The following is a 25,225-nucleotide window of genomic DNA, read 5'->3' as shown; positions in this document are numbered from 1 at the left end:
AGTTGGTATGCAGGTATCGCTGAGTGAAATTTGAACTTTTAACTTCATTTAGGACAACACGTATGGAAATATTGCAAAACAAATACTTCTTAAGTCACTGTATTCTTTAGACCATTATGGATTCTTCAGCGAATCGTTCATGGTATAATTTCACCCGATGTTGCGCATGCGCAACTCGCTACTTGGACATTGGTCACAAAATGTTTTTAACATGATACTTAAACGTTGCATGTAATACACTTATCTGTCATATTAGCTGCATGCCAAGAATGGCACGGGATATTGAATCCATAGCCGGAGATTAGACAAGAATGGTTAAGCATTTAAGTACCAAACCCGCTTCAAAGCTTGCAACCCTTACTCAAGCGCAAGCTAAACAACTCAAGACTCTGCATCCAATTATTAGCAACTCCAATGGTAAAGGTGGCGTAGGTAAAACAACCTATACCGCTCATCAAGCTTGGTATGCTTCCGAGTTACTTGGGCTTAAGGTGCTCGTAGTAGACCTCGATCCTGATATGCACATTACTAAAGTTTTCTTTGGTGAACACTTTGAACTGAATGAATATGCATCTTCAACAATGTTGTTCAGTGACGACGAAATCACTAAGCCGATCATTCAACATCCAGATAATGAAAATCTCTATTTTCTACCGGCTGACTACGAATTAGAGCATATCGGTAAAGGTTTGGATGTGGAGGCCACAATTGCTCTTTATCCATACTTCCAGTTGCAGGCACTACGCCAAAATTACGATATCGTGATTATTGACTGCCCACCTGGTAAGGGAGATTACCGAAACGCGGGTATGCTCGCATCTGACTTAACTGTCCTCATTACTGAAATGAGTGGCGTTTCTTTCAGTGCAGTTAACTCAGCGATTTCTACTATTGATCAACTGGTTCGTGACTTAAACAGTCAAAACCCTGATTTTCAATTCAAGTTCCCAGGATATTTGATTATTCCAAATAAATACAAAGCATCACGTCAAAAGCATCGAAATGCACTTGATGAGTTGAGAGATTCTCCACTTAACGTGGGTATACCTCTGGGTGACTTTGAACCGATTGAAGATACCCTTAACAATCGCCGTCCTGTTTGGGATGTCAAAACTGGCAATGGCCGCACAGCAGCCAAAGCATTTATTGAAGTGATCAATACCATTCTGAAAGCTGCAATCAAGGAGGCTAAATAATGTCTGTTAAAAAAATTACTGTCCCAGCCTCTTTAAAAGCCTCATCACTGTCTAGCTTATCGAAAACAGCGATGACCCGTGGTGCTAACATTGCGGCAGAAGTGCTGTTCGTTGATCCAGAAGAATGTTATACCGTGATAAACCCACGGAAAAAATTCAATCAAGACCTGATTGATTCTTATGCCGAAGAATTTTTAGACCCCGCGCAGGGCCAGCGTGAGCCTTGCCATGTCTATCCGAAAGATGACAAAGGCTATCGGATGCACCACGGCGCAACACGCCGCCTTGCAGCGCTCAAAGCTAAAGAGCGTAAGCCTGATTTTAAATTAAAAGTCATTATTGATAGCGAACTCCTCAATCGTAGTGATGCTGCTAATTATTTTGAGCAAGGCGCTAACAACATTAAGCGCGATAATATGTCTGTATTCGATCAGGCAGATTGGATTGCTGAGAGTATGGAGTTAGCCAAAGCTGAAGGTGTTAAACTGACACTGACAGAGGTCGCAGAAAAACTCGCAATGAGCAAATCGAAGGTTTCGCGCATTTATGCATTACGCAATGCGGCCCCAGAGATTCGTGAAATCTATGACACTCGTACTCAAGACCCAGAAACTTTAACTAACCTGGTTAAAATTCGCGAAACTAACCCGGATCTTTTCACGACTCTTGTAAATGAGACTGAGCTTGATCGTGCGACTGTTCGCGAGGCTGCAAAAAGCGGCACTTTACCAAAACCAGAATATCCTATGATTGCTGGTAATGGCCAACCGCTTATAAAAACGCAAGATGATTCCCAAACCTTAAGTGCTCAGACAACTACCTCTGACAGTAATGGATATGATTGGAGTAATTTTGTTGCGCATGCGCAACAAAGTCCACTTGACGATCTACAGTTAAGCACTGGCAATAACGTAACCATTTATCAGTGTAAAGTTGAAGGCGGTTATATGGCGGCTGCATCAACTGATTTTCCGTCTCACAAGCAATTGAAGTTAGAAGATAACCATTTCTCAATATCTGGTGATGCTCAAGCTGCACTTAATCAGGCATATCTCAGCCTTTATCACTGGTCTGAAAATTTAGAGAAAGACACGAACCTGAATGAAGAACAACTCAGCGATATAGTGCTTTTAGGTGGGTTCTTGCGCATGCGCTTAGCCGCTGTGCCGGGAACAACTCCACCGGCTCCTAAGAGAGAGCCTAAACCTAAAGCTAAAGCTAAAGCGTCATGCATTCAGGGCACTTGGGAAGGACAGGAGTGTGTACTGGTATCTGACCTCAGCGTTCTTAGCTCAGAAGAATTGGCAGCGATTGGATCAAGCGACATGGTCTATATCGACGGATTAAAAGGTGGTCGTAAACTTATTCATCCCGAAGAATTTACGCTTAAGGGCGTTAAATTCAAGATTGAGGACTAAACCATGTTCGCAATCTTACTTAAAGACCGGGGTTTCCCGGTCCATTTATATCTTCAACACATGATGAAGGAAGTAAATCTTAGTCGCACGGATGCAGGGAAGCGGCTTAGTCAGTTTGCCTACGAGGCAGGTCTTCGTGATACTGCGAGCACACCCCTCAATAACACAATGACCGATTGGGTGAGGAATCTCAAAACGCCGCAATGGGCTGTAGTCAGTTGTATGCAACTGCTCGAAATTTCCGGGCGAGTTCCGAAGACTCAACAAGAGTGGGCATTCTGGGCCTTTAGCCGAATCGATAATAAAATTGCTACGGATAGACATATTCCACGAAATTGGCCGGTGGAAACAGCTAACTACTGGTTGGAGTGTGCTGAACGTTACAGCTACTGGTACAACAGACGAAGTGAAATCAAACAATGCCTTGGTGCTTGTGAAAGTCCGTTGCTTGCAGCAAAACTTATGTATCACATTTTTGGCGAGATTGATGAAGTTTGTAGCTACCCTGAACTTTTCTTCAGCCTGGCACACGGTAAATTAGCAAACGAGCAGGTTGCATCTTCGGTTCGAAATGATGTAGCTCTTAATATGCTTCAAGTTGAGCATGTGTGCCTGAATGACCATGAAGCTAAAAAGATGGACGAGAGTATAAAAGCTGAACTTAATATTCTTTCCGGTATGAACTTAATCAATATTGACCACGATAAAATGATAAGGGGGCAAAAATTCAATTTGCTCTCTCTTTTGAGGGAACCTGCTTAATTATTCCTTCGACAAGTTCGCGAAGAAAGTTGTTTGCGACTTTCCTCGCGAAATTAGCGCGTTTTATATCTGAATCAACATGATTATGGAACGCAAAAAAGAATTTTTCACTATAAAGATAAGCTATTTTCAGTCGATAACGCTCATGGATGAATGAAAGCTGAAGTCGTACCCAATCATGATCGTCAATATGTATCATGACGGGAAGAGTAATATACTTAAGAACATCCTTCTCTTTTGGATTCAGCTTTTTCATCGAGTATCCTTGTGAAAACGACCGTTGCTATATGATTATAGTATGGTTATGTAAAAATTAAACGGGAATAATTATGTGGCAGGAAGTTCTGTGCGCAGAGTTAAGTGTTGGAGCGCACAAAAAACAATTCAATCTGGGGCAGTTAGCAAATGAGCTAATTAACGTATTACCGATATCTCCTGTTGCATTCAAGCGACTTCTACTGTCGCAATACGATGCACGTAAAGAGATCAGCGAAGCAGATTTGCATGATATGATCTGCTTCATAAGCGACAAGTTAGGTCATGCTGAGCTTGAAAAACATTTGCTCGATGAAAGTGGAGACGCGCACCTAATTGATTCTGATGACGAATGGCTCTTTACCGACTCTGCTATAGAGCTTTGCAGCGAAGATAGCCTATTTCTCGACGTTTATGTAAATCGTCATAAAGTTGCTGACTTGAGTGAGACCGGGAACTTAGAAAAACACTTTTCATTGAAAGCCCTGCAAGAAAACGCAGGTATATTCATTACTCATTATTCATACAAACATTACACATTAATTTTCGAAACTAACTTGTCATCAAATAAGCTTAAAATTGATGTGGTCAGGTCTTAGAAGCGCCGTAAGGCGCTTAAAAGTCCACTCTTATAGATTCCAGAATCCTTACCGGATTTCTGCCACCACTAATGTTAGCCACTTTTTCAGAACAGTCGCGAATTGTTTGTGCAAGGCGAGTAAAATGAGTAGGGTTTTTCCCCGCCATTTCGCAGCATTTACTTTTAGCTAATTGAGGGTGAGTTAAAATTATTTCAATCAGTTTTTTATTGGCGGGTGAATCTGCCGACTTTGCTGGAAGAATAGTTAGCAAGCTTTCAATGTATGACTCTGTTGTAAATCCAAAGTAATATAAGACTTCAGTGGCATTATTTAATAACGATCCAACTCGTTCGGCTGATAATTCAATCCGGCAATTTATATTGCTTTCTTTTATCCAGTTCATATAAGTAATATGATTATCAATATCACTGAGCCGTAAAATTGATAACTTTTTATCTATGTCAATTATGTACACATCATTCTCGTCAATGAAATAAATTTGCTTATTTATATCATATTGAACGTCGAAATTGTAACAGCTTGCCAAAATGGTGCGGTGTTCGATTGATTGGCTATCAGCCACCTCCTGATAACAGCGAAATTTTCGCCGCGCCCCGCCTTACGGCGGGGCGAACTAAAGAAAGTGTGCCCGAGGGGGCGGCGGTGCGTAGGTGCCCGGTGCAGCCACGGGTGAAATTCCGCTTCCTCATCGCGGTGTTCGCTCCTCGCTGCGCTGCGCTGCGGTGCGCCTCAACGCGATTTGCGGCGAGCGTAACCGGCGCGGAGACGGTGATCATCACAGGCCCGCGCGGCGGCGGGCGCATTTCAACGGCAGGTGCCCGAGGGGGCGGCGGTGCGTAGGTGCCCGGTGCGGCCACGGGTGAAATTCCGCTTCCTCATCGCGGTGTTCGCTCCTCGCTGCGCTGCGGTGCGCCTCAACGCGATTTGCGGCGAGCGTAACCGGCGCGGAGACGGTGATCATCACAGGCCCGCGCGGCGGCGGGCGCATTTTAAGGGCAGGTGCCCGAGGGGGCGGCGGTGCGTAGGTGCCCGGTGCGGCCACGGGTGAAATTCCGCTTCCTCATCGCGGTGTTCGCTCCTCGCTGCGCTGCGGTGCGCCTCAACGCGATTTGCGGCGAGCGTAACCGGCGCGGAGACGGTGATCATCACAGGCCCGCGCGGCGGCGGGCGCATTTTAACGGCAGGTGCCCGAGAGGGCGGCGGTGCGTAGGTGCCCGGTGCGGCCACGGGTGAAATTCCGCTTCCTCATCGCGGTGTTCGCTCCTCGCTGCGCTGCGGTGCGCCTCAACGCGATTTGCGGCGAGCGTAACCGGCGCGGAGATGGTGATCATCACAGGCCCGCGCGGCGGCGGGCGCATTTTAACGGCAGGTGCCCGAGGGGGCGGCGGTGCGTAGGTGCCCGGTGCGGCCACGGGTGTAATTCCGCTTCCTCATCGCGGTGTTCGCTCCTCGCTGCGCTGCGGTGCGCCTCAACGCGATTTGCGGCGAGCGTAACCGGCGCGGAGACGGTGATCATTACAGGCCCGCGCGGCGGCGGGCGCATTTTAACGGCAGGTGCCCGAGAGGGCGGCGGTGCGTAGGTGCCCGGTGCGGCCACGGGTGTAATTCCGCTTCCTCATCGCGGTGTTCGCTCCTCGCTGCGCTGCGGTGCGCCTCAACGCGATTTGCGGCGAGCGTACTCATCAAGCAAGTAATTTAATAAGCACTTACATTTAACAGTGGAGAAATAATAAAACTGGTCTAGCAGAAAAGGAGGTTTTAATAAACATATAATTAAATATATTCGCTTTTATTTTTATATTACCTATGATAAGGTAATATAAATTAAAGCGGAGGTGTAATATGTTTGCTGTGATGAAAGGCCACACTGTAGAAATCTCGTTTAATAATCTTAGGTATAGTGTAAGACTTAATACTGTTAAGGATGCTCTTACATATCTTGAAGTCATCAACAAACTGGCGAAAAGAGGGGAGTATGCATCTCTCCCGGCCAACTTTGCCGATGAGCTTTTCTCGCACCTCAATAAGATTGGCCGCATCGGGCCTAAGCGGAATGTAAGCCACAATGTTCTACATGAAAAGGCGCGTTTAGTCAGTTCCCTTGCTAAATCTAGGGGGGCGCTGTCTCATGCGTAGAAAAGTAAAAATTACTTGTCTCAATCGCTTAGGCATAAAGCTAGGGACAATGACCATAACTACTGATGATGCTGTTGTTGATCCGAAAGATATCTTTGAGAAAAACAGGAAAGCAATCAAAGAACTTTATCCCGCAACTGTAAAGGTGAAGATGTACAAAAAGAAATAAATAATTTTATCGCATGATGTGCATTTAAAATTGTTGAGTTATTACCTTTTTACAGGTAATATAATCATGAAAGAAAATTAATCATACATACTCGGGCATTGTGCCCTTAACCGGAGATAAAAAGTATGTCTAACCCAAAATCACCTGTCGTTAATCCAAACACGCCTCCTCTTGAAAGTCTACTTGCAGATTTTAATGCAAGATTGTATTTCTACCCGGAAAACATGACGGGTTATTTCGCCTTGCGAAACTCAACCGATTTTCAGTGCGCTAAAATTTATGCCGAAGTAACTGGGGGCCAGAGGGTCGAGGTTGCAGCAATTGGCTGTAACATCCGTGCCCAGGAAGCTTTACAAGTATTGACCGAAGCTTTCCAGCCGCTGCGAGAGGCATTAGAGCAACAAAAAGCTACTAAGCAGGCAGGGCGTGAACACCTTAATCATTATGAGCGTCGTCTTGAAGAACGCAGGGACCGCTTCAGTGACTTAGCATTTAAGAAGCGTCGGGCAGCATTAGACGCGTTTGATGCTAGTCACAACGCCGTTGCGCACATTCCCTTTGGACAACCTATTTTAATCGGCCATCACAGCGAAAGAAGACATCGCGCCGTACTCTCTCGTTCCCATCGCTTAATGGACAAAAGCTGTGAATTATCTAAAACGGCAGATTACTATGAAAATCGCGCCGATAGTGTTGGCAGAAGTGGTATATCCTCAGACGATCCTGAAGCGACAATGAAACTTGCAGAGAAAGTAGCAAGCCTGAAAAAAGCTCATGCCATGATGATTGAAGCTAATAAAATAGTCAGGCTAAAAAATGTAAGCGACGAAGGCAAACAGGAAGCGCTATTTTGCCTTGGTTATTCTGAAAAAATGATCAAAGAGATATTAGAGCCTGTTTACGGCGCTCAGGGTTTTGCAAGTTATCAATTGAGTTTAAGCAATAAAGCTATAAAAACTGCTGAAGAAAGAATTTCAGCGATAGAGAAAGCAAAAAGCCTCAATACAGAAGAAGTTTCATATAGTGGCTTCACGGTACAAAATGATACGGATGACAATAGGATCATCATCCGATTTGAAGAGAAGCCAGCGGAAGACGTCAGAACGTTGCTAAAAAGGAATGCTTTTAAATTTAGTCCGTCGCGTAAAGGGGCGTGGGTTAGAAAAATCACACCTAACGCGCTGGCTTCGATGAAGTATTTACTTAAAAACTTAATTGAGATTATGTAAGAATAAGGCGGCGTTAGCCGCCTTTTTTTTCATAGAGTCAATCATTATATAACGTTTAATCAAGCAGGTATTCATGGAACACTTAAGCTATTACGATTCGGCTGAGGACATGCAGATAGATCGCAAACGAGTCATGGCCGAATTTGAAAAACATCATACTGAAACACGGGATGTAGAGGAGTTTTTCTCAAAGCATCCTGCTAACTGCAACAAATTTGATGCGCAAGAACTACTCATTTTTTTAGGTTACTAATCCGCTATAGTGTTGCGCATGCGCAATTTAAAAACCTATCATCGGTTTAGTTTATTGAAATGTTTAGTCTTTTCATGTTCCGGGCTGTGTCTTTGCTGTTCCATCTTGCAGGTAAAAATCACCCTCTCTATACTGTATAAAAAAACAGTGTTAGGGAGGGGCTATGCAGATTGAAATTTATACACCATCAAAGGCTGACATCAAGCAGCATGCATTTTTTTATGCAGAACCGGTGTATGCCGGTTTCCCTTCTCCAACAAGCGGCTATGAAGCTTCTGAATTGAATCTTCACGACTACTGTGTAAAAAACAGAAACGCGACTTTCTTTGTCAGAGCGTCCGGTTCATCAATGATCGAAGCAGGGATAGGTGATAACGATATTTTAGTTGTGGACAGGTCTCTTAAGCCCGTTCCTGGCAATGTTGTTATAGCCGCGATGGATAATGAGTTTACAGTCAAGTTGTTGAACATCGTGTCAGGTAAACCTGTTCTTATGCCTATGAATCGCGCGTACAGCCCTATCTATCCAGACCCGGACAGCTTAATTATCTGGGGTGTCGTAACATATATTGTTAAAAAGGCAGATATATGTTTGCCTTAATCGACATTAATTCTGCTTTCGCCAGTTGCGAAACAGTTTTTAGACCGGATCTTTATAACAGTCCGGTTGTGGTCTTAAGCTCAAACGATGGCAATATAATTGCAAGAAATAAACTTGCGAAGAAATTAGGCATAAAAATGGGAGATCCCTATTTTCAGCTTAGGGGGTTCTTGAAGAAAAATAACGTTGCCGTTTTTTCGTCGAATTACACGTTGTATCATAGCTTTAGCCAACGGTTTTATAATTTAATCGAGTCGGTATCTCCTAAAACAGAAATCTACAGCGTAGATGAAGTCTTTTCACAAATTGATAGTGTTGATAATGTAATGTCATTCGATGAATTTGGAAAAGAACTAAGAGAGTTGATATTTAGGAATACCGGCCTAACGGTTGGAATCGGAATAGCACCAACCAAAACTTTAGCTAAAGTGTGCAATCACCATGCTAAAAAATGGGATATTTTCGGCGGAGTTGTAGCGTTATATAATACAGAAAGAATAAAACGTATGTTAATTAAGACAGACGTTGAAGATGTTTGGGGAGTTGGACGGCGACTTACCAAAAAACTCGCATTAATGGGTATAAAAACAGCTTATGATCTGGCCCAAGCGGATACTCGATTAATCAGAAAAAGCTTTGGTGTTGTCCTGGAGAGGACTGTTAGGGAGTTACGCGGAGAGGTTTGTTTCAGGCTTGAAGAAAATCCGCCAGTTAAGCAACAGATAGTTGTGTCACGTTCATTTGGTAGTCGTGTGACAGCACTTGATGACATGCAGAGGGCTGTCTGTGGTTACGCGGTCAGAGCAGCAGCTAAGCTACGTAGCGAAAAGCAGTACGCACGCATAATCAGTGTCTTCATAAAGTCTTCCCCATTTGCATTAAATGACGAGCCATACAGCAACATAGCCACTATTAAGTTAAATACTGCCTCGCAAGATACAAGGGACATCATCGAGGCGTCACAGCGCGCCCTGGCAATGATTTGGCGCGATGGAATACGATATGCAAAGGCAGGGGTGATGCTGGGCGATTTCTCCGGTAAAGAAACTCAGTATAATCTGTTTGATGAGCACCGGCCAAAGCCTAAGAGTGAACAGTTAATGAGAGTGCTTGATCAGCTTAACGCTCGTGACGGAAACCATCTCTTCTTTGCAGGAGAAGGTATAGACAACTCCTTTTCTATGAGGCGTGAACTACTTTCACCGTGCTACACGACAAATTGGAATGACATACCAACAGCTAAAGTTTTATAATCCGCAGTCTTCAAGGATTTTAATCAATGTAAGGATTTCACATGGCAGGCAGAGAAGATAGTTTAAAAGCTGTGTTTGATGATTTATTTATAAGCGCCTGTGAGCATTACGGAACAATAGATGTAAGGGCACCTCTAAATGGTTTAGACCGTTTTTTTAATGCTGACACACTATTCTCAACTTTCGATAGATTTTTTATTGTTGAGTTTAAATCTTTCATGCACAGTCTGGGTGATGAAAAATACAAAGACTCTGCATGTGACATTTGCTGCGGTTTAGTTGCTGCACCGAGTGTTATACCTTTACATGATCAATGCCATTTTGCTATGTGGGGAAGAATTAACAGAAAATCACATTGTTTAGAAGGTGATTATCAAATCTATAGGAAGGCTGTTTGTAGACCTGTCGTTCTCCCCGAATGTAGAGGAGCTAGCTACTCAGATGATTCTATAGAGTTTGAACATTTCAAATCTCTTGCTAAAAAAGCTGGACAAAACGCAGCGGGTTTACGTTCAACTGAATTTCAGATCTATCTTGCGTGGCTTCTCGGCAATCGCGGTATTGGCGCTAATGGAAAGGGTGATTTTAATTGTGCTATATACGCAACATCTAAGTCACACGGCATTGCAGGAATGGCTTTCAAAACAAGTTCAGATCTTCATCGATGGTCTACAGGAGCGCGGCCTGCGAAGCGAAACGATGATTGGGATGGTTTTTCGGCTTCATAATTTAGCACATCCCAAAATCATGCTCTGTCCTCAAAGCGACATAATGGCCCCCTTCGGCTCCCCGGCGCTGCCGGGTCGTCGAGCCATACTCCGCTAAGCGGCAAGCCGCTAAGCTCCGCCGAACCCCGCAGGCGGGTTTCGGGCCTACCGGCTAATGTCTGATGGCTGAGGTCAAAGACGTGCAGCCAGCCTTGCGGCTGTCGCGCAAAAGGGCCATGCAGCCAGCCTGACGGCTGTCGCAATAACCGGTCGCAGGCTCCCTCTGAAGGCTCACGCCTTGCGTGAGAAATGCTGTGCCCTGTCTTACCTCTCTGCCGTGACGCTTCCCCGAGTCCCTCCACCGCGCCTGACGATGCCACACGGGCTGTGCCGGTCAAGGGTCGCTGGCGCTGAACGGCTGCACCCGGTCCCTCCGGGCTGCGGCTTTGCCGTTCCCCCGTGACAGTCACCTGCCGCCCGTGAGGCACCTCGGGCTTTGCGGCGGGGGGAACGGGGAATCATCAGCAACAACAACGGGAGAGAAAGACATGTCACAGCAAAACATCAACGTCAAGGTCAAGGGCGCAGCGAAAGGCCCAAGGAATCTTTCGAAAGGTCATAAAAATGAAGGGGATATGATTAAATCGACTGTAAAAGGTTCAATTGTAGGTAATTATGACGAAGTCGCCGCGCACCTAAAAAATAATTACCCGGCAGGTGTTTTCACTGTAATCGTATGGACGCGTGAAGAAATTAAACAATTGGCACAGGAGGGGGGAGCATCAATAAGTGATAGCCAAGCAGATGACGTACTGTTTGATATTGCCACGAATGAGATTCATGAGCATGGACAAAATGAAGAAAGTGCCCTGTCTTATATATATTCGATAAAAGGGCATGCCGAGTAAAAATTACTTAATTCTACCTGGTATAATTTTTTTAGTTTATATATAATGTATTTGCTTTCAGGCGCAATGCCTAAACCGGACACCCGCCGTAATTCGGGATAGTAGGTAAGAAATGAAAATCACTATTTCTCATGCAATTTCAGTATTAAACATTTCAGGCGAAATCACAGAAGTTTCAATCAAACGCGCTTACAGAAGTCTCGCCAATAAACTCCATCCTGACCGTAATCCGGGCAATGCTAAAGCAGCGGAAGAAATGAAGTTAGTTAACGCTGTGTATGAATTTATTAAAACCCAGAACATTGAAGCAATTCAGAGTGCTGCCGCTGAAGCACATGATGAAAAGTTAGTGGGCGTAATTGCAAGTCTTAATCAGCTTTCGGGCATCAAGTACGAACAGATTGGTCGCTGGGTATGGATCATGGGAGACACCCGACCTCACAAAGAAACCCTTAAGGCTCTCGGCTGCATGTGGTCACGTCAAAAGCAGCTTTGGTACTTTCGCCCTAATGAACATAAAGCGCCTTTCAATCGCCGCACACATGAACAGGACGAACTACGGGAAAAGTATGGCACAAGCGGTGAGCGCCGCAGTGCAGGCATGACATCCTTACATGGCTAGTTAACCTGGCGGGGGATTGACCCCCGCCAGATTAAATATCGGGCACCCGCCGCAATTCGGGAAGGAATTAAAATGAAAAACTACAGAAAAACAATCACTGGCACAATCACCGAAATCAACGGGATTTCGCAATTACATTTTAACGGTGTATATAAATTGTCGGGAGGGAAAAACACCCTTAACTTTCCTTTCTTTCAAGAAATCCCCCTCCACAATCAGATTGAATCAATAATGTTGGTGAATAAAATGTGCACCAATGTCACAAGGGTTTGCATTTTAAGGGATGTTAATCAAGTTAAAGATATTGAAATTACGTACAACCTGCCAGCCTGAATAAATTCTAAATGATGAAACGGTCTGCTGACCGTTTCACCTCTAAATATTGGAGTTTCATAATGTCCCATTTTACTTATCCATGCTTTATTGGTGTTCAGGGCGGTCAGAGAATTATCACTATTCAGGTGCCATTCTCCCATGTTGAACGTTTACTAGTGTGTGACAACACAGGCCATGTCCTTGAGCGAAGTCAGCGGGAACGTAGCACGAAACGCGTAAACGACTTTGCTAAATATCTTCTTGATGCAGTAGAGCATGATAAACCTTTTATCGTTCCCCCGCTCATCGGTAATTGCGATGGTGAATTGCAGATTGAATTATGGGGCGAGACCTTTTTAGGCCAGGTGACATTTCCGATGGAAGCGCGAACAGTCCTTTTTGACGGTCAACACCGACAGGGCGGCATTGTGCAGGCGGTAAAGTGTGATACACGCCTTGCCACTCATAAGGTGACAATAGTGCTCACACAGAATTTAGATCTACCGACCCGGCAACAATTCTTTTCCGACATTAACAGTAATGCCTCAAAACCGAGTGCCTCGATCAATCTTGCATATAACCGTTCCAATGAGGTCAGTCAGCTTGTGAAAGAGGTAATCAGTTCGCATCCTCTACTGCACAGAAAGACAGATTTTGAGCGTCCTGTCGTGACCGGGAAAATCAATAATTACTACGTTTCTTACAAAGCTGTATGCGATGCTACTAATCGCTTTATAGCGTTTCTCAGTGATGACGACGCAGAAACCATAGAGTCAAAACTGTTTTCAATCTGGAGTGCCTGGGTGAAATTTTCCCAGCTAGGGCAGGGGACAGAGATTGCTTATGCTTCTTATAAGTCCTGGTTCGTTACCTTCCATGCCGTATGTATTGTAGGGTTTGGGTTTGCCATGAAAATACTCCTTGAGCGCCATTCACTGACAGAAGTAGTCACAATGCTGGAGAACATGAAATCAGATACGTGCAATGCCCAGTCTAACTACTTTGAACATCAAAACTGGAAGGGCATATGTGTTAATCCTGATACTGGCAACATGATTGCAACAGTAAAGGCGCAAAAGGCTGTGGGTATTAAGCTGGCCGCTACGATTCTGTCCGGCAGTTTTAGCTGATGTTCTATATAGCCGCAGGGATGCGGTTTTTTAGTTTGTAAGGCGTTGATTGCTGCTTATACAATACGTGCTGCTAAGTTAAATAGGGTGAATAATGAACGTTATATTCGAGAATACTCATACAAAAAATACGAAAGAGTTCATTTTTACTGTCTACCAAAAAAATGATGGCTCTTACGTCATTACACATGTCAGTTACAGAATCATGCCAGATGCTTCGCGCCGTGTTGTAGCCCAGAAGGAATGGACAGCCAAAGATCTCACCGAGTTAAAAGGTGGCGAATTTATGAACACCCGGCAGGGGAAGCTTTTCGCCAGTTCCTTAGCGTAAAAATTAAGTTGCAAAGCCCTTAGTTCAATACATTTTCGTTAGTGTGACCTCACAATTTCCTCTTTTTGCGCATGCGCAACTTTCAGTATTTTTCTCCCCCTAAACGGCATGCTGGCCCCCTTCGGCTCCCCGGCGCTGCCGGGTCGTCGAGCCATACTCCGCTAAGCGGCAAGCCGCTAAGCTCCGCCGAACCCCGCAGGCGGGTTTCGGGCCTACCGGCTAATGTCTGATGGCTGAGGTCAAAGACGTGCAGCCAGCCTTGCGGCTGTCGCGCAAAAGGGCCATGCAGCCAGCCTGACGGCTGTCGCAATAACCGGTCGCAGGCTCCCTCTGAAGGCTCACGCCTTGCGTGAGAAATGCTGTGCCCTGTCTTACCTCTCTGCCGTGACGCTTCCCCGAGTCCCTCCACCGCGCCTGACGATGCCACACGGGCTGTGCCGGTCAAGGGTCGCTGGCGCTGAACGGCTGCACCCGGTCCCTCCGGGCTGCGGCTTTGCCGTTCCCCCGTGACAGTCACCTGCCGCCCGTGAGGCACCTCGGGCTTTGCGGCGGGGGAACGGGGAATCATCAGCAACAACAACGGGAGAGAAAGACATGTCACAGCAAAACATCAACGTCAAGGTCAAGGGCGCAGCGAAAGGCCCAAGGAATCATTTTGAAAACCATACAGGATACCTTTGGTATAGCCCTGAAGCAGATGCAGCCTGGTATGCCCACTGGAACGGTGAAGAGTGGGATCTAGAAATTGCCGGTATCGGGCTGGCAAGCATGAAGCAGGAACATCCCGACTTAGTGTTGATAACGAGCAAAGATTTTGAACTGATCCGCTATCACCTGAACTGCAAGCCGGTTACTGAAATTTCAGAGGAAATATTCACAGACATGCTGGAAGTGCTGCCACCGATAAAATGGCAGAATCCCGGAAAGAAAGAAGGATGCTCTTTCCAGATGGAGGAAATATACCCTGGCGGTGTTGTTGATTTTTTCGTTGAGTGGGAGGGGAAATTCTATGCACTGAGAGATGACATGGAACTGACTCACGCCGAAATCATCGAGAAAATTAAAAATTCACATGTAATTTTGAAGAAATGAAAAAAGCAGGGGGGCAACCCTGCTCTTTCATCCGTCATACGCGGGCGTATGACTATCACGTCAACTCTGGAGGCAACATGATTACTGAAGAACACATCCTCACACATGCAAAAGAATTTGTAAATGGCCTGGTGAACGGTCGCGCCTCAATGCCAGCCATGCCTGTACATGAATGGACGATGTTTATGACGCTTGTCAGAGAGCAAATCAGGCAACGGAATCTGGCTATTCATTAACGTGTAGCGAACCAGCCATGATCCATGCATGAGGGCGGGTGTTTATACACCCGCCCTCATAGCTTTAAGTTTAAGAAGCTGGATATCGTCAAATGATTTAAATTTGCGCAAATTTTAATTACAACAAGCTAGCGAATAAGCGCTAACTTCAGGTGCTGTATGCTGGCAGCAGATGTTCTGATTTGGAAAAAATAAGTTGAAAAGTCCCTCAGTGGGACTATAATAGAATCTTAGTCCCGTAGTGGGACAGTGAGAGGAAGCCATGAGAGTTATATCAATCGCAACGTTGCGCAATTTCTGGGAAAATAAACTTTATCGCGATGCAGAACAACCACTTAAATCATGGCTTGACGAAGTCAAAAAGGTTAGCTGGAAAGAACCAGCAGACATTAAAGATTTATACGGGAGCGCCAGTATCCTGAAAAACCGACGCGTTGTATTCAATATCAAAGGCAACGATTATCGTCTTGTCGTAGCTATTGCTTATAACACAGGGGTCGTATTCGTAAAATTTGTCGGCACCCACGCCCAATACGATAAGATCGACGTAAATACAGTTGAACCGGAGTGATTATGAACATAAAACCAATTCATACAGAAGCAGATTACAAAGCAGCACTGAATGCAATTGCACCGTTGGTTGAGCTTGACCCGATGCCTGGCACCGAGGAAGGTGACTATCTTGAAGTAATGGCAACGCTTATCGAACAATACGAAAAAAAGCACTATCCGATTGAAGCGCCCGACCCAATTGAAGCCATCAAGTTTCGCATGGAGCAGGCCGGTCTTACGGCCACTGATATGAAACCCGTGTTTGGTACTACCAGCCGTTTTTATGAAGTAGTAAACGGGAAGCGCAACCTTACACTGCCGATGATCATCAAACTTCATAGAAGCTTTAAAATACCTGCTGAGGCATTATTGAATCTTAGCATTTAAGGGATTAATGATGAGTGTTAATAAAATTATTAAATTTATCCCCTGTCTTCTATTAATGGGGTTTTTAATCACCTTTGTAAATGCTGTTGATACCACGGTTAATAGTGGTCTTATAGGTAAGGGCGAGTTCATTTATGAGTCACTAAAAAGTGGTGATTCAGATGTAATTGTACGTGCCTTTTTCCTGGCTAGTTTTCAATATGGCGTATTTTTATGGGTAGGGCTGTACGCTTTAGTAAAAATTGGAAAAGCAGTGCTCTGATTGACAGGTTTTTTAGACACAGATCTCAACCATTATTAGGCCCCCTTCGGCTCCCCGGCGCTGCCGGGTCGTCGAGCCATACTCCGCTAAGCGGCAAGCCGCTAAGCTCCGCCGAACCCCGCAGGCGGGTTTCGGGCCTACCGGCTAATGTCTGATGGCTGAGGTCAAAGACGTGCAGCCAGCCTTGCGGCTGTCGCGCAAAAGGGCCATGCAGCCAGCCTGACGGCTGTCGCAATAACCGGTCGCAGGCTCCCTCTGAAGGCTCACGCCTTGCGTGAGAAATGCTGTGCCCTGTCTTACCTCTCTGCCGTGACGCTTCCCCGAGTCCCTCCACCGCGCCTGACGATGCCACACGGGCTGTGCCGGTCAAGGGTCGCTGGCGCTGAACGGCTGCACCCGGTCCCTCCGGGCTGCGGCTTTGCCGTTCCCCCGTGACAGTCACCTGCCGCCCGTGAGGCACCTCGGGCTTTGCGGCGGGGGGAACGGGGAATCATCAGCAACAACAACGGGAGAGAAAGACATGTCACAGCAAAACATCAACGTCAAGGTCAAGGGCGCAGCGAAAGGCCCAAGGAATGCATGTTTAAAGGCTGAAAACAAAATATTGAATTTCAGAAATGGGACTGTTGAAACAGGCGATATCTTCTATTCATCCTGGGGCTACGAACAAACGAACATCAATTTTTACCAGGTAACGCATCTTAAGGGAAAAAGCACGGTCGTCGTTCAGGAAATCCGGTGTCAGCAAATTACTGCATCGGGCGCTATGAGCGGCACTGTAGAACCTGTAAAGAGTGATTTTATCGGAGATCCTTTAACAAGACGTGTAAAGGAATGCGCACAGGTTCCCATGATTGCTATAGACGAATGCGAGAACGCTTACAAAAAAACAAATGACAAAAAGTTTTATTATTCATCCTATGCATGAGGAAAATCAAAAGAATTAAATTAATAATATTGTTAAGCCTGGTATATTTGCCCGGATTTTAATATAATAGCTGCATGGCATTGGGCCACTAACCGAAGGTAATTTTATGAAAGCTGATTTAACTACGTCATTTATTAATAAATACTCTCACCTGCCAGTGTCTGAATTGGTTTTATACATTCCGGGAAAAACATCAATTCAGGACACTGTAGTTGTTCGTGATGGCTCGTATGTTGGTCAATACTCTAATAAAACCCTTGAGGAATATCGGGAAGAATATCCCAGCATGATTATTACCTCTTTTGCTGAAGCCATTGCGCTGACTGAGGAGTTAGTCAAAACTGACGTGAGTGAGATCACTGAGGAAAGGTATAACGATATGCTGGAATGTCTTTGGCCTATCGACTGGAAACAAGGTAGCGGGACTGACTCATTTAAATTCCGTGAAATGTATTCAGGTAATATCACTGACATTTTTGCATTCATTAAAGACGAAGTAACAGGCGAGCGCCGTTACTTCACTTTCCGCGATAATGTCAGAATGGCACATAGCGAAATTATTGCAAAATGCTCTGCTTTCATCGCTAAGGGGGAAACCGCATGAGTACGACTACAAACGTCTCTATGGTGCATAAACTCGCTGGCCTGGAAGGTGAAGCGGTAACGCTTTTAGCGCTTATAAGTACAGTGGCAGATCTGGATATGCATGAAATAAGGATGCGAACTGAGAAGCTTTTCAAAAGCGTTTCAGACCTTGTCTGGAGTGATAGCAATCTCGGAAAACACGGATTAGATATCCTCGAAAGTATTGAAAATGCTGCTTTAATTTTGAATCCATCATGCTGGCTTGAACACATGCCCGAAGATATTTCAGTTGTGTTCAATGAGGAGCATTTAGCGTTTTTGCAAGATGAGGCTGATGAAGCAAAAACGGAAAAAACTTGTGATGCATCCGATGAAGGTTGGAGTTTAAACGGCCAGCGATTCTACGGTGGCTGTATCGCGCCTGGTGAACAGCTTCAAGCTTACACCTTTGATTGTGAGTGTTCTGTATGCGGTTCTGCGGCAACGCAAACTGAATTTGAGCGGGTCGAGGGAGGCTCACTGAATCGATATTATAAAACAGAGTGTTCATCATGTGGAGGCATAACCGATTACGGCAGCATGAGATAACGTAAAAATGGCGGCTGATAAAGTCGCCATCTAACTATTTTCACTTTGCGCAAAGGAAAATTAAATCATGCCACGAATTACATACATAACTGATGTGAAACCTGGGGAACCAGACATTTTAAAAGCGCATCTACAGTCAACACTTGTGATCAAAACTCTGGACAGTGCAACAGAGATATTTTCACAAGTGGCACCTGAAAGCGGATGGACTCATGCGATCTTATCAAATATACAGCCACAAAATTTATTCTATGGCGCAGATGCATATCTCGATGGCTGTTGGATTGGTTCTACTGAAGTTTGACAGTATGGTGCCCCAACTCAGGGGCGCTAAAAGCCTCTGGCCCTTCGGGCCGGGAAAAGCCGGTGCTGCCGCACCGGCATCACCCCTCCAGTGCTTTTCATAGCTGCCAAAATTATTAAAAATAAATGTATTTCATATCGTTAAGATTTTTATCTTGCTGTATTAGATGCATGTCAATGTTGAATGCGCGTACATCAACGTCAACATTAACAGCCGTAAACTGGCCCCCTTCGGCTCCCCGGCGCTGCCGGGTCGTCGAGCCATACTCCGCTAAGCGGCAAGCCGCTAAGCTCCGCCGAACCCCGCAGGCGGGTTTCGGGCCTACCGGCTAATGTCTGATGGCTGAGGTCAAAGACGTGCAGCCAGCCTTGCGGCTGTCGCGCAAAAGGGCCATGCAGCCAGCCTGACGGCTGTCGCAATAACCGGTCGCAGGCTCCCTCTGAAGGCTCACGCCTTGCGTGAGAAATGCTGTGCCCTGTCTTACCTCTCTGCCGTGACGCTTCCCCGAGTCCCTCCACCGCGCCTGACGATGCCACACGGGCTGTGCCGGTCAAGGGTCGCTGGCGCTGAACGGCTGCACCCGGTCCCTCCGGGCTGCGGCTTTGCCGTTCCCCGTGACAGTCACCTGCCGCCCGTGAGGCACCTCGGGCTTTGCGGCGGGGGGAACGGGGAATCATCAGCAACAACAACGGGAGAGAAAGACATGTCACAGCAAAACATCAACGTCAAGGTCAAGGGCGCAGCGAAAGGCCCAAGGAATCTTTCAGGGGGAACGGGGAATCATCAGCAACAACAACGGGAGAGAAAGACATGTCACAGCAAAACATCAACGTCAAGGTCAAGGGCGCAGCGAAAGGCCCAAGGAATCTTTCACAAAACCAAAACAAAATGAATTTTGATGAAGTTTATCAGTTTCTAAAGTTGCACTATAAACCATCGCGGTTTGCAGAACGTGATCAGCCTGGTGTATGGCACGATTATTCATCTTGCGTGACTAAATCACATATCGAATCTTTGCATCTTTATGGTGTTTCATACATTTCCAGGTTCGAAGACAAAGCAGGAGTTGGGCTTAAGTTTAATGATCAGCTTCAGATTGTAAGTTAATAGTCTTTTCATCAGGCATTAGGCCGCTAACCGGGATAAAATTATGCGTATTGTTGAAACCAGAACGCCAATATCAACTGTAAAGAATATCAAACTTTTCTATATCGACTGTTCGCGCGAGTGCGAAAATTTGGAACTGTTAGCCCGAAAAGCTTTTGTAACCCAGCTTGAAAAGCATTTCAACGAAGCTTTGATAGTAGCCACAGGGGAGGATTTATGTCATGGCTTTTGCATTTGGTCTAAAGGATGGACGTCCAATTTTGGCGTGAAAATGCATCATGAAGATGTTTTCCGCAATGTGTTTAATAAGGTACAAAGTGAATTTTCATTCTCTCCACCTACGGTGAATAAAATTTGCGCCTCTTGTATGGAGAGTTATTGTGGCAATTGTTCACAAAGTAATGGAAAAAAAATAGCTTATTAGAAATAATCAGGTCTGGTTCTCCAGACCTGATTTTAGACTTAATCCGCAGCTACAGATTTTACTGGTTCTGACTGATTCAGCTTTGCCGCTATGGCTTTCTTCATTTCCGTTATCGCCCCTCTCACGACTCTTTCAAAGTCTTCGTTTAGGTTGATTTTCAATCCCAGTTCGTTTAGCTCTTTTCTCAGGTTGTCAAATTCGTCCTTCAATTCCCCATCACACGCGAACTGGATCTTCTTACGTCGCGCTTCAGTTGCAGAAACAATCTTAGCCATCTTTTTAACTCCTAATGATACGAATAGGTATCATAAGATCGCAAATCAATTAGAGCAACAACTGACACACTATTGATCGCTTAGTATGAGAGAAAATAATCAGCCCTTACATCGCAATAAAAAGCCGTCATATAGCAGCCACCAATAAGCTCCACCTTACGCCTGGAAGTGGCAGGAGGTCGCGACTGATGCCGCTGCCGCCAGCGCACCCGCCTGATTCCCGGACGGGGGAGGCGGTCGCGGTCGTTGCCGCTGCCGCCAGCGCACCCGCCTGATGCCCGGACGGGGGAGGCGGTCGCCGTCGTTGCCGCTGCCGCCAGCGCACCCCGACTGATACCCGGACGGGGGAGGCGGTCGAGGTCGTTGCCGCTGCCGCCAGCGCACCCCGCCTGATACCCGGGCGGGGGAGGCGGTCGAGGTCGTTGCCGCTGCCGCCAGCGCACCCCGCCTGATGCCCGGACGGGGGAGGCGGTCGCGAGTGATGCCGCTGCCGCCAGCGCACCCGCCTGATACCCGGACGGGGGAGGCGGTCGCGAGTGATGCCGCTGCCGCCAGCGTACCCGCCTGATGCCCGGACGGGGAGGCGGTCGCGACTGATGCCGCTGCCGCCAGCGCACCCCGACTGATGCCCGGACGGGGGAGGCGGTCGAGGTCGTTGCCGCTGCCGCCAGCGCACCCCGCCCGATGCCCGGACGGGGGAGGCGGTCGCGGTCGTTGCCGCTGCCGCCAGCGCACCCCGCCCGATGCCCGGACGGGGGAGGCGGTCGCGGTCGATGCCGCTGCCGCCAGCGCACCCGCCGATGCCCGGACGGGGAGGCGGTCGCGGTCGATGCCGCTGCCGCCAGCGCACCCCGCCCGATGCCCGGACGGGGAGGCGGTCGCGGTCGTTGCCGCTGCCGCCAGCGCACCCCGCCGATGCCCGGACGGGGAGGCGGTCGCGGTCGATGCCGCTGCCGCCAGCGCACCCCGCCGATGCCCGGACGGGGAGGCGGTCGCGGTCGATGCCGCTGCCGCCAGCGCACCCGCCCGATGCCCGGACGGGGAGGCGGTCGCGGTCGATGCCGCTGCCGCCAGCGCACCCCGCCCGATGGACGGGAGGCGGTCGCGTCGATGCCGCTGCCGCCAGCGCACCCGCCCGATGCCCGGACGGGGAGGCGGTCGCTGTCGATGCCGCTGCCGCCAGCGCACCCCGCCGATGCCCGGACGGGGAGGCGGTCGCTGTCGTTTACGCTGCCGCCAGCGCACACCGCCTGATGCCGGATTAGTGGAGCAGTCGCGGCGGTGCCGCTGCTGCCGATGTACGGCACGGCCAGCGCCCGGATTATGGGGGCAGTCGCGGCGGTGCCGCTGCTGCCGATATACGTAACGGCCAGCGCCCGGATTTTGGGGCAGTCGCGGCGGTGCCGCTGCTGCGGATGTACGGCACGGCCAGCGCCCGGATTATGGGGGCAGTCGCGACGTTGCCGCTGCTGCCGATGTACGGCACGGCCAGCGCCCGGATTTTAGGAGCAGTCGCGGCGGTGCCGCTGCTGCCGATGTACGGCACGGCCAGCGCCCGGATTTTGGGGCAGTCGCGGCGGTGCCGCTGCTGCGGATGTACGGCACGGCCAGCGCCCGGATTTTGGGGCAGTCGCGGCGGTGCCGCTGCTGCGGATGTACAGCACGGCCAGCGCCCGGATTTTGGGGGCAGTCGCGGCGGTGCCGCTGCTGCGGATGTACGGCACGGCCAGCGCCCGGATTTTGGGGGCAGTCGCGGCGGTGCCGCTGCTGCGACATGCACTTAGGCTCCTCAGAACGATTCTGGCAGGGGGTCACAGGAAACGACAGGTTTTCCAAACCGGCGCATTCAACGTCATAGCGCTCGACTCCTGGAACCTGACGATGCATCGAAACAGTGACCAAGGACAAAACCAAGGGAAAAACGCGGATCAGTGCCCGGTTCGGCTGTATACCCCCACGAAAATCCGTCACACCCAACGCATCATGCGATGCTAAGCCCAAACCCGCACAGGGCGCGGCTTTGGGGTGCATGACTGCTATTTCATAGCTGTCATGCACTAAAAGGATTCACTCCGCAGCAGTAAAGGGGTTAGAGGTGCATGATCGTCATGCTATGATACGAATATGTATCATCAAGAAGAGAAACAGCATGGCGGTCAAAAGACATAACTTTCAATTCAGGCTTGCAGCAGACATGGAGGAGCTAATCCTGGCTGAAGCTGCACGCAGAAACGTATCACCAAGTGATTACGCTCGTTCACTAGTTATCTCTTCACTGAGAGATACAAGCCACTTAAGCGCACGGTCTGACATGAGTCTGAAGCTTCAGGCTACTGCCACCTTCCAGCTTACTCACTTCATTTTTGAGCTTATGAAAAAACTCGATCCCGATGGCAGTGATACCGAGATTACCGAATATCTAAACAGGGCCATTTTCACACCGGCCAAGCAAAAAGCTGAAGCCATTCTGGAGCAACTAGGTACAGGAGAAAACCATGCAAAATAAGCAGGCAGACAGAAGCACAATGGTAGATTTGAACAGGGGAGGACAAACGTTAATCCACTTCCTGCGAATGCTACATCAGACTCTGAAGCGTTACTTCAGGGCTGTGCTTTGCGTTTACGTCGTTTCTTCTTGTTTCTTAGGCTACTACCTGACAAATACCCTTGATCGTTACATGGGGTTTAAATACTACTTCTGCAAGCTTCAATACGACTTCCTAAACCTCAAAACTAGTTCTGCGAACCTGACTCTGCCTAACGGTCAAACTATCGTAACGACCAATCAGGCTATCGTGGAAAGTCCACTCATGCAAAAGCATGGTGAAGCACTTTATAGCAACCTTCTAAATGGTGGCTTAATCGCTGGAGTAATAGCGCTGGCTTCGGCCTACATTCTGTTTCGTTATCTCGTAAAAAGAGGACGCAAAGAAGCGCGGGATGAGCATGTAAGGGGTAGCGAACTCGCTGAACATGAGAAGTTGCGCGATGCTGCGATAATGAAGGTTAAGGAGACCGGGCTTGATTCGAGGATTCGCATTGCAGATATACCACTTATACGCTTTCAGGAAAACTCAGGGATAGGACTTTCAGGCTCTCCGGGAACAGGAAAATCCAACGCCATGCGTGATCTTCTTCGTCAGGTAAGGGCGATGAAGAAAAAGGCTGTTGTGTACGATATTTCCGGGGAATTTGTGAAGCGATTTTATCGCCCCGGTATCGACGTCATTCTTAATTGTTTTGATGCACGATCTCACTCATGGGATGTATGGTGCGAAGGCAATCATGAGATGGTTTTCGACAGACAAGCAAAGGCTGCAATACCTTCAACCACAGGTGGCGATCCTTTCTGGACTCTCTCGGCGCAATTGTTCTTTTCATCTTTAACACATTCATTCTCACTGAGAAGTGAGAAGCCTGAAATGGCGCATCTGATGCACACCATTCTCAGGATGAGCGCTGACCAGATATCAAGTGTACTGGCTGATACAGATGCCCGTAACGTTATCAACGTGGATGCTGAAAAACTTGCATCTTCCGTAAGGGCCATTGTTACTGCTTATACGCGAAATCTTAAATATTTTGCACATACAAAAGGTAAGCGATTTTCTTTTAAAGAGTGGGCCAGAGACGAAGACAGTGATGTGACTGTGTTCATTACTGTGCGTGATGACATGATGGAGGCTTTACGTTCACCTATATCAATGATGCTGGAGTCTGCAATCTCAGCAATTCTTTCTTTAGAAGCCGATGAAGATCGCCTTATAGCTGTACTGATAGATGAACTCAAAACACTAAATCAACTTCCGTCACTTCCTAATCTTATTAACACAGGCCGCAAATTCGGTGCCATGCCTGTGATTGGATTCCAGTCTCCTTTTCAGATTTACGAGCTTATGGGAGAGTCGGGCGGGAAGGCTTTCTTCGATTCTCTGGGAACGTTCGGGGCATTCAGAATTAATGGCATGGATGGTGCAAAATGGTCAGCCTATCAGTTGGGAGACAGAGAGAAAGAAGTTGCGAATGAAAACACCAGTTTTGGTGCAAATGATGTAAGAGACGCTGTTAGTGTCAATCATAGCCAACAGGAAGGTCAGTTACTTTTAGCGAGCGAGATTTTCGCGCTTAACGACCTCCACTGTTATCTAAAACTTAACCGAGGCTTGCCAGTATCTCATATCAAATATGAGCATGATGGTATGAAGCAAATTGCTCCTGCAATTCTTGAAGCTGACTTCCTGAAAAATGCTGAAAGCATGAAGGCTTTTCACATTGATAACAAGGACAGTCCTGAAGCGATCATTGCCGAAATCAACAAAGATGCGCAGTCAAAGAATCTTAAAGATATTAGAAGCTGGGAAGGACAGAAAAAGGCCAATGACGCACGAGCAAGCGGGGCCGCAGCCACAGCCTCTGCAAGCACTTATGCAGCATCCTCTGAAAGTGATTCAGACTCAGGAGAAGGTATAAGCGACGGTATTGATTTAATGGCTATGGCCTTTGAGCGTGAACAGGGAAGCGCACCTTTACCCGAGACTCAATCAGCCGAAAAATCTGGCGAGCGCAATATCTCATCTGAACTTGATATAGGATTCTAA

At 47.4% G+C, this 25,225-nt stretch carries 30 protein-coding genes; 27 read left to right on the top strand and 3 right to left on the bottom strand.

Annotated features, from left to right (window positions below; all coding sequences use genetic code 11):
• Nucleotides 1-311: 311 nt before the first annotated feature.
• The 3 genes from C1N59_RS22210 to C1N59_RS22200 are packed head-to-tail and all read left to right on the top strand — an operon-like array spanning nt 312 to nt 3,376.
• Nucleotides 312-1,196, top strand: a complete 885-nt coding sequence (locus tag C1N59_RS22210; protein ID WP_394522043.1) for a ParA family protein — start codon at nt 312-314, stop codon at nt 1,194-1,196.
• Nucleotides 1,196-2,614, top strand: coding sequence for a ParB/RepB/Spo0J family partition protein (locus C1N59_RS22205; RefSeq protein WP_394522042.1), 1,419 nt, complete (start codon nt 1,196-1,198; stop codon nt 2,612-2,614). The genes C1N59_RS22210 and C1N59_RS22205 overlap by 1 nt, the downstream gene beginning before the upstream one ends.
• A 3-nt stretch (nt 2,615-2,617) precedes the next feature.
• A complete protein-coding gene (locus C1N59_RS22200) occupies nt 2,618-3,376 on the top strand; it encodes a hypothetical protein (protein WP_394522041.1) in 759 nt (252 codons plus the stop codon).
• Here C1N59_RS22200 and C1N59_RS22195 read toward each other — a convergent pair.
• Nucleotides 3,342-3,632 carry a hypothetical protein gene (locus tag C1N59_RS22195; protein ID WP_394522040.1) on the bottom strand — a complete coding sequence of 97 codons (291 nt, stop codon included), beginning with the start codon at nt 3,630-3,632 and terminating at the stop codon, nt 3,342-3,344. The two genes, C1N59_RS22200 and C1N59_RS22195, sit on opposite strands and share 35 nt — an antisense overlap.
• A gap of 73 nt (nt 3,633-3,705) precedes the next feature.
• Here C1N59_RS22195 and C1N59_RS22190 point away from each other — a divergent pair, with 73 nt between their 5' ends.
• Entirely contained in the window at nt 3,706-4,230 is a 525-nt protein-coding gene (locus tag C1N59_RS22190; protein ID WP_394551312.1) for a hypothetical protein, read from the top strand.
• Nucleotides 4,231-4,246: 16 nt separating this feature from the next.
• Here C1N59_RS22190 and C1N59_RS22185 read toward each other — a convergent pair whose 3' ends face one another.
• The gene (locus tag C1N59_RS22185) at nt 4,247-4,795 is read right to left on the bottom strand and encodes a hypothetical protein (protein WP_394522038.1); all 549 of its coding nucleotides are present in this window, start codon (nt 4,793-4,795) and stop codon (nt 4,247-4,249) included.
• A 1,868-nt stretch (nt 4,796-6,663) separates the two neighbouring features.
• On the opposite strand from C1N59_RS22185, the gene C1N59_RS22180 reads away from it, so the two are divergent.
• The 20 genes from C1N59_RS22180 to C1N59_RS22085 all read left to right on the top strand — a co-directional run bounded on the left by C1N59_RS22180 (nt 6,664) and on the right by C1N59_RS22085 (nt 20,352).
• Nucleotides 6,664-7,767 (top strand): DUF3560 domain-containing protein, encoded by a 1,104-nt coding sequence (locus C1N59_RS22180; RefSeq protein WP_394522037.1) that lies wholly within the window; start codon nt 6,664-6,666, stop codon nt 7,765-7,767.
• A gap of 416 nt (nt 7,768-8,183) precedes the next feature.
• Nucleotides 8,184-8,621, top strand: coding sequence for a LexA family protein (locus C1N59_RS22175; RefSeq protein ID WP_394522035.1), 438 nt, complete (start codon nt 8,184-8,186; stop codon nt 8,619-8,621).
• The gene (umuC, locus tag C1N59_RS22170) at nt 8,609-9,874 is read left to right on the top strand and encodes a translesion error-prone DNA polymerase V subunit UmuC (protein WP_394522034.1); all 1,266 of its coding nucleotides are present in this window, start codon (nt 8,609-8,611) and stop codon (nt 9,872-9,874) included. Before C1N59_RS22175 ends, umuC begins: the two co-directional genes overlap by 13 nt.
• A 41-nt stretch (nt 9,875-9,915) precedes the next feature.
• Nucleotides 9,916-10,602, top strand: coding sequence for a hypothetical protein (locus C1N59_RS22165; RefSeq protein WP_394522033.1), 687 nt, complete (start codon nt 9,916-9,918; stop codon nt 10,600-10,602).
• A 527-nt stretch (nt 10,603-11,129) separates the two neighbouring features.
• On the top strand, nt 11,130-11,489 hold the full coding sequence (locus tag C1N59_RS22160) for a hypothetical protein (RefSeq protein WP_394522032.1): 360 nt from the start codon (nt 11,130-11,132) through the stop codon (nt 11,487-11,489).
• Between the two features lie 112 nt (nt 11,490-11,601).
• A complete protein-coding gene (locus tag C1N59_RS22155; protein WP_394522031.1) occupies nt 11,602-12,111 on the top strand; it encodes a J domain-containing protein in 510 nt (169 codons plus the stop codon).
• 72 nt (nt 12,112-12,183) lie between these two features.
• Nucleotides 12,184-12,444, top strand: a complete 261-nt coding sequence (locus tag C1N59_RS22150) for a hypothetical protein (protein ID WP_394522030.1) — start codon at nt 12,184-12,186, stop codon at nt 12,442-12,444.
• Nucleotides 12,445-12,506: 62 nt separating this feature from the next.
• Nucleotides 12,507-13,556, top strand: coding sequence for a DNA sulfur modification protein DndB (locus C1N59_RS22145; RefSeq protein WP_394522029.1), 1,050 nt, complete (start codon nt 12,507-12,509; stop codon nt 13,554-13,556).
• A 94-nt stretch (nt 13,557-13,650) separates the two neighbouring features.
• Nucleotides 13,651-13,887, top strand: coding sequence for a hypothetical protein (locus tag C1N59_RS22140; RefSeq protein ID WP_394551310.1), 237 nt, complete (start codon nt 13,651-13,653; stop codon nt 13,885-13,887).
• 594 nt (nt 13,888-14,481) lie between these two features.
• Complete coding sequence (locus tag C1N59_RS22135) at nt 14,482-14,979, top strand: hypothetical protein (RefSeq protein WP_394522028.1); 498 nt, start codon at nt 14,482-14,484, stop codon at nt 14,977-14,979.
• A gap of 77 nt (nt 14,980-15,056) precedes the next feature.
• Complete coding sequence (locus tag C1N59_RS22130; protein WP_394522027.1) at nt 15,057-15,215, top strand: succinate dehydrogenase flavoprotein subunit; 159 nt, start codon at nt 15,057-15,059, stop codon at nt 15,213-15,215.
• A 262-nt stretch (nt 15,216-15,477) separates the two neighbouring features.
• Entirely contained in the window at nt 15,478-15,786 is a 309-nt protein-coding gene (locus C1N59_RS22125) for a type II toxin-antitoxin system HigB family toxin (protein ID WP_394522026.1), read from the top strand.
• A gap of 2 nt (nt 15,787-15,788) precedes the next feature.
• A complete protein-coding gene (locus tag C1N59_RS22120; RefSeq protein WP_394522025.1) occupies nt 15,789-16,154 on the top strand; it encodes a helix-turn-helix domain-containing protein in 366 nt (121 codons plus the stop codon).
• A 7-nt stretch (nt 16,155-16,161) separates the two neighbouring features.
• Nucleotides 16,162-16,416 carry a hypothetical protein gene (locus tag C1N59_RS22115; RefSeq protein ID WP_394522024.1) on the top strand — a complete coding sequence of 85 codons (255 nt, stop codon included), beginning with the start codon at nt 16,162-16,164 and terminating at the stop codon, nt 16,414-16,416.
• Between the two features lie 520 nt (nt 16,417-16,936).
• Entirely contained in the window at nt 16,937-17,344 is a 408-nt protein-coding gene (locus C1N59_RS22110) for a hypothetical protein (RefSeq protein ID WP_394522023.1), read from the top strand.
• A 106-nt stretch (nt 17,345-17,450) separates the two neighbouring features.
• Entirely contained in the window at nt 17,451-17,948 is a 498-nt protein-coding gene (locus C1N59_RS22105; protein ID WP_394522022.1) for a hypothetical protein, read from the top strand.
• On the top strand, nt 17,945-18,517 hold the full coding sequence (locus tag C1N59_RS22100; protein ID WP_394522021.1) for a hypothetical protein: 573 nt from the start codon (nt 17,945-17,947) through the stop codon (nt 18,515-18,517). The genes C1N59_RS22105 and C1N59_RS22100 overlap by 4 nt, the downstream gene beginning before the upstream one ends.
• Before the next feature lie 67 nt (nt 18,518-18,584).
• Nucleotides 18,585-18,821 (top strand): hypothetical protein, encoded by a 237-nt coding sequence (locus tag C1N59_RS22095; protein WP_394522020.1) that lies wholly within the window; start codon nt 18,585-18,587, stop codon nt 18,819-18,821.
• Nucleotides 18,822-19,631: 810 nt separating this feature from the next.
• Nucleotides 19,632-19,928 carry a hypothetical protein gene (locus C1N59_RS22090; protein ID WP_394522019.1) on the top strand — a complete coding sequence of 99 codons (297 nt, stop codon included), beginning with the start codon at nt 19,632-19,634 and terminating at the stop codon, nt 19,926-19,928.
• A 43-nt stretch (nt 19,929-19,971) separates the two neighbouring features.
• Nucleotides 19,972-20,352, top strand: coding sequence for a hypothetical protein (locus C1N59_RS22085; protein ID WP_394522018.1), 381 nt, complete (start codon nt 19,972-19,974; stop codon nt 20,350-20,352).
• Between the two features lie 38 nt (nt 20,353-20,390).
• On the opposite strand, the gene C1N59_RS22080 is transcribed toward C1N59_RS22085, so the two are convergent.
• A complete protein-coding gene (locus tag C1N59_RS22080) occupies nt 20,391-20,627 on the bottom strand; it encodes a hypothetical protein (protein WP_394522090.1) in 237 nt (78 codons plus the stop codon).
• Nucleotides 20,628-22,042: 1,415 nt separating this feature from the next.
• Here C1N59_RS22080 and C1N59_RS22075 point away from each other — a divergent pair.
• The 3 genes from C1N59_RS22075 (at nt 22,043) to C1N59_RS22065 (ending at nt 25,225) form a co-directional block, all read left to right on the top strand.
• Complete coding sequence (locus C1N59_RS22075; protein WP_394551324.1) at nt 22,043-22,411, top strand: hypothetical protein; 369 nt, start codon at nt 22,043-22,045, stop codon at nt 22,409-22,411.
• A gap of 365 nt (nt 22,412-22,776) precedes the next feature.
• Nucleotides 22,777-23,133, top strand: coding sequence for a hypothetical protein (locus tag C1N59_RS22070; protein ID WP_394522089.1), 357 nt, complete (start codon nt 22,777-22,779; stop codon nt 23,131-23,133).
• The gene (locus tag C1N59_RS22065) at nt 23,123-25,225 is read left to right on the top strand and encodes a type IV secretion system DNA-binding domain-containing protein (RefSeq protein ID WP_394522088.1); all 2,103 of its coding nucleotides are present in this window, start codon (nt 23,123-23,125) and stop codon (nt 25,223-25,225) included. Before C1N59_RS22070 ends, C1N59_RS22065 begins: the two co-directional genes overlap by 11 nt.

This window comes from Pantoea sp. SGAir0183 (assembly GCF_043545505.1).
The sequence above is the reverse complement of the archived record's forward strand: the minus strand, read 5'-3'. Positions and strand labels throughout refer to the sequence as shown.

Excerpts from the sequence above, each read along its gene's own strand:
- C1N59_RS22115 (WP_394522024.1), top strand. The coding sequence starts at position 16,162 with ATGATGAGTGTTAATAAAATTATTAAATTTATCCCCTGTCTTCTATTA.
- C1N59_RS22085 (WP_394522018.1), top strand. The coding sequence starts at position 19,972 with ATGCGTATTGTTGAAACCAGAACGCCAATATCAACTGTAAAGAATATC.
- C1N59_RS22140 (WP_394551310.1), top strand. The coding sequence starts at position 13,651 with ATGAACGTTATATTCGAGAATACTCATACAAAAAATACGAAAGAGTTC.
- C1N59_RS22175 (WP_394522035.1), top strand. The coding sequence starts at position 8,184 with ATGCAGATTGAAATTTATACACCATCAAAGGCTGACATCAAGCAGCAT.
- umuC (WP_394522034.1), top strand. The coding sequence starts at position 8,609 with ATGTTTGCCTTAATCGACATTAATTCTGCTTTCGCCAGTTGCGAAACA.
- C1N59_RS22100 (WP_394522021.1), top strand. The coding sequence starts at position 17,945 with ATGAGTACGACTACAAACGTCTCTATGGTGCATAAACTCGCTGGCCTG.
- C1N59_RS22200 (WP_394522041.1), top strand. The coding sequence starts at position 2,618 with ATGTTCGCAATCTTACTTAAAGACCGGGGTTTCCCGGTCCATTTATAT.
- C1N59_RS22095 (WP_394522020.1), top strand. The coding sequence starts at position 18,585 with ATGCCACGAATTACATACATAACTGATGTGAAACCTGGGGAACCAGAC.
- C1N59_RS22070 (WP_394522089.1), top strand. The coding sequence starts at position 22,777 with ATGGCGGTCAAAAGACATAACTTTCAATTCAGGCTTGCAGCAGACATG.
- C1N59_RS22160 (WP_394522032.1), top strand. The coding sequence starts at position 11,130 with ATGTCACAGCAAAACATCAACGTCAAGGTCAAGGGCGCAGCGAAAGGC.
- C1N59_RS22120 (WP_394522025.1), top strand. The coding sequence starts at position 15,789 with ATGAACATAAAACCAATTCATACAGAAGCAGATTACAAAGCAGCACTG.
- C1N59_RS22080 (WP_394522090.1), bottom strand. The coding sequence starts at position 20,627 with ATGGCTAAGATTGTTTCTGCAACTGAAGCGCGACGTAAGAAGATCCAG.
- C1N59_RS22205 (WP_394522042.1), top strand. The coding sequence starts at position 1,196 with ATGTCTGTTAAAAAAATTACTGTCCCAGCCTCTTTAAAAGCCTCATCA.
- C1N59_RS22150 (WP_394522030.1), top strand. The coding sequence starts at position 12,184 with ATGAAAAACTACAGAAAAACAATCACTGGCACAATCACCGAAATCAAC.
- C1N59_RS22155 (WP_394522031.1), top strand. The coding sequence starts at position 11,602 with ATGAAAATCACTATTTCTCATGCAATTTCAGTATTAAACATTTCAGGC.
- C1N59_RS22065 (WP_394522088.1), top strand. The coding sequence starts at position 23,123 with ATGCAAAATAAGCAGGCAGACAGAAGCACAATGGTAGATTTGAACAGG.
- C1N59_RS22130 (WP_394522027.1), top strand. The coding sequence starts at position 15,057 with ATGATTACTGAAGAACACATCCTCACACATGCAAAAGAATTTGTAAAT.
- C1N59_RS22090 (WP_394522019.1), top strand. The coding sequence starts at position 19,632 with ATGTCACAGCAAAACATCAACGTCAAGGTCAAGGGCGCAGCGAAAGGC.
- C1N59_RS22210 (WP_394522043.1), top strand. The coding sequence starts at position 312 with ATGGTTAAGCATTTAAGTACCAAACCCGCTTCAAAGCTTGCAACCCTT.
- C1N59_RS22190 (WP_394551312.1), top strand. The coding sequence starts at position 3,706 with ATGTGGCAGGAAGTTCTGTGCGCAGAGTTAAGTGTTGGAGCGCACAAA.
- C1N59_RS22125 (WP_394522026.1), top strand. The coding sequence starts at position 15,478 with ATGAGAGTTATATCAATCGCAACGTTGCGCAATTTCTGGGAAAATAAA.
- C1N59_RS22105 (WP_394522022.1), top strand. The coding sequence starts at position 17,451 with ATGAAAGCTGATTTAACTACGTCATTTATTAATAAATACTCTCACCTG.
- C1N59_RS22165 (WP_394522033.1), top strand. The coding sequence starts at position 9,916 with ATGGCAGGCAGAGAAGATAGTTTAAAAGCTGTGTTTGATGATTTATTT.
- C1N59_RS22075 (WP_394551324.1), top strand. The coding sequence starts at position 22,043 with ATGTACGGCACGGCCAGCGCCCGGATTATGGGGGCAGTCGCGACGTTG.
- C1N59_RS22195 (WP_394522040.1), bottom strand. The coding sequence starts at position 3,632 with ATGAAAAAGCTGAATCCAAAAGAGAAGGATGTTCTTAAGTATATTACT.
- C1N59_RS22180 (WP_394522037.1), top strand. The coding sequence starts at position 6,664 with ATGTCTAACCCAAAATCACCTGTCGTTAATCCAAACACGCCTCCTCTT.
- C1N59_RS22135 (WP_394522028.1), top strand. The coding sequence starts at position 14,482 with ATGTCACAGCAAAACATCAACGTCAAGGTCAAGGGCGCAGCGAAAGGC.
- C1N59_RS22145 (WP_394522029.1), top strand. The coding sequence starts at position 12,507 with ATGTCCCATTTTACTTATCCATGCTTTATTGGTGTTCAGGGCGGTCAG.
- C1N59_RS22110 (WP_394522023.1), top strand. The coding sequence starts at position 16,937 with ATGTCACAGCAAAACATCAACGTCAAGGTCAAGGGCGCAGCGAAAGGC.